Source organism: Actinomadura logoneensis (assembly GCF_003428695.1).
Classification (GTDB): Bacteria; Actinomycetota; Actinomycetes; order Streptosporangiales; family Streptosporangiaceae; genus Spirillospora; species Spirillospora logoneensis.
In genome coordinates this window covers 1-2,390 of record NZ_QURH01000629.1, presented here as the reverse complement: position 1 = coordinate 2,390, position 2,390 = coordinate 1, and the positions used below count along the sequence as shown (strand labels likewise).

Sequence of the window (2,390 nt, the reverse complement as noted above, 5' to 3'; positions counted from 1 at the left end):
GGGAGGCTCCCCGCGCCGCACGAGTCGGCGCGGGCACGAGACACGCGGCCGGGGCGCTACGTGGGGTGGACGCCCCGGCCGCGTCCACCCACCTGATCCGGGCGGCTCGCGCTTCGCGGCGCACCGTCCGGGGCGGCGGGGCGCGAGAATGGCGGGATGACGAGCAGGGCCACGCGCCGGCGGGGAGCGGAGCTGGAGGAGGCGATCCTCGGCGCCGCCGCGGACGAGCTGGCGGCGTCCGGGTTCGCGGGGCTGACCATGGACAGGGTCGCCGCCCGCGCCGGGACCAACAAGAACGCGATCTACCGGCGGTGGCCCAACCGGCTCGCGCTCGGCGTCGCGGCGTACCGGCGGCTGGCCACGGAGGTCCCGGTGCCCGACACCGGCGACCTCCGCGAGGACGCCCTGGAACTGCTGCGCGGGGCGAACCGGCACTGGAGCTCCCCGCTCGGCGCGATCCTGCGGGAGCTGATGGCCGCCGCCGGGGGCGCGGCGGAGTTCGCCGGGCAGGTGCGGGACGGGTCGGAGGCGGCGGCGCCGTGGCTGACCGTCCTCGGACGGGCGGTGGCGCGCGGCGAGGTCGCGCCCGAGGCGCTGCACCCGCGCGTCGCGACGGTCGCGGTCGTCCTGCTGCGGAACGAGTTCGTGGTGCGGGGCGCGCCCACCGTGCCGGACGACGTGCTGGTCGAGATCGTGGACGAGGTGTTCCTGCCGCTGGTCAGGAGCCGTTCGCCGCGCTGAGGCGATCGCCGTCCGGTGGCACGGTCCGGCGGTCGATGCGGGCGGTGGTCCGGTCCACGTCGAAGCGTTCGGCGGGCGGCAGGGGAGCGCCAACGGACGCCCGGATCGCGTCGGCCTCGGCCAGCAGCCGGGACGCCTCGGCGGTGTCGCCGTCGAGCGAGCGCGCCCCGGCCAGGCCCTCCAGCGCGAGCGCGACCGCGCGGGGGTCGTCGGTCTCGCGGGCCGCGGCCAGGGCCGTGGTGTGCAGGGCGGCGGCGGACGCGGCGTCGCCGCGCTGCTCGGCGACGTATCCGAGCTGGGCGTGGATGAAGGCGATGCCCGCCGTCCCGCCGATGCCGCGCAGCCACGGCAGCCTGCTCCGCAGGTGCGCCTCGGCGGCGTCCAGGTCGCCGCGCCGCCGGGCGACCAGCGCGAGCCCGATCGCGGCGAACTCCTCGGCCGAGCGGGACGACCGCTCGCGGGCCAGGCCGAGCGCGCGTTCGTGCAGGTCGCGGGCCTGGTCGAGGTCGCCGGTCAGCAGCGCGACCCGGCCCAGCCCGGACAGCGCGAACGACACCTCGGCCCACATGCCGAGGCGTTCGGCGCGGCGCGCTACCTCCTGCCGCATCCGGGCGGCCCGGCCGTAGTCGCCGACGACCTCGGCGTGCCGGGCGACCGCGTCGGCCGCCTCCAGCTCGCCCCACGCGTCGCCGAGCGCGCCGAACAGCCGGAGGGCGCGCTCGGCGTCGTGCCGCATGTCGTCCAGGTCGCCGCCCACCATGCGCAGCTTCGCACGCGTGCTCAGCACGGCGGCCTCGCCCCAGCGGTCGCCCGCGTCCTCGAACAGCGCGAGCGCCCGCTCCAGCCGGGCGTGGTTGGCGGGCAGGTCCCCGTAGGGCCAGTGGACGAACGTCAGGAACCACAGGTCCCAGGCGTCCGCGTCCGGGCCGAGGGCCGCCCTGCGCAGGGACTCGGACTCGTCCCCCTCCCCGGACAGCATCGTCAGGCCGTTCAGCCAGACGCGCGTCCGCCGCAGGACGGGCTCCGGCGCGTCCTGCGCCAGGGCGAGCGCCAGGTAGCGGCGGGCCTCGGTGAGCCGGCCCCGGAGGAACCAGTACCAGCCGAGCGCGTTCGCCAGCACCGGATCGGCCCGGTGCTCCAGCGCGGCGCGGAAGTTCGCGCCCTCGCGGTCGAGCCGATGCAGCCAGACCTCCTGGCCGGGGCCGCGCAGGTGCGGGACGGCGCGCTCGGCGAGCGCCGTGTAGTACCGGGCGTGGCGCGCGCGCACGGCGTCCTCCTCGCCCGCCTCCCGCAGCCGTTCGAGGCAGTAGTCGGAGACCGACTCCAGCAGCCGGTACCGGCCGTCCTCGGTGAAGACGACGAGCGACCGGTCGACCAGCCGGGTGAGGACGTCGATGTCGGGGCCGCCGCACACCTCCTCGGCGGCGCGCAGCGTGCAGCCGTCCGCGTGCACCGCCAGCCTGCGCAGCGCGACGCGCTCCGGGCCGCTCAGCAGCTCCCAGCTCCAGTCGATCACCGCGCGCAGCGTCTGCTGCCGCGCCGGGCCGCCGCGCCGCGTGAGCAGCCGGAACCGGTCGTCCAGCCGCTCGGCGAGGGCGGTGACGCCGAGCGCCCGCACGCGCGTCGCGGCGAGCTCCAGCGCCAGCGGC

The 2,390-nt window shown here is 77.8% G+C and carries 2 protein-coding genes; one reads left to right on the top strand and one right to left on the bottom strand.

Annotated features, from left to right (window positions below; all coding sequences use genetic code 11):
• Positions 1 to 156: 156 nt before the first annotated feature.
• On the top strand, positions 157 to 741 hold the full coding sequence (locus DZF91_RS24875; protein WP_117359674.1) for a TetR/AcrR family transcriptional regulator: 585 nt from the start codon (positions 157 to 159) through the stop codon (positions 739 to 741).
• Here DZF91_RS24875 and DZF91_RS24870 read toward each other — a convergent pair.
• Positions 719 to 2,390: ATP-binding protein (locus DZF91_RS24870; protein WP_147341361.1), on the bottom strand; the 1,672-nt coding region annotated here is incomplete at its 5' end. The two genes, DZF91_RS24875 and DZF91_RS24870, sit on opposite strands and share 23 nt — an antisense overlap.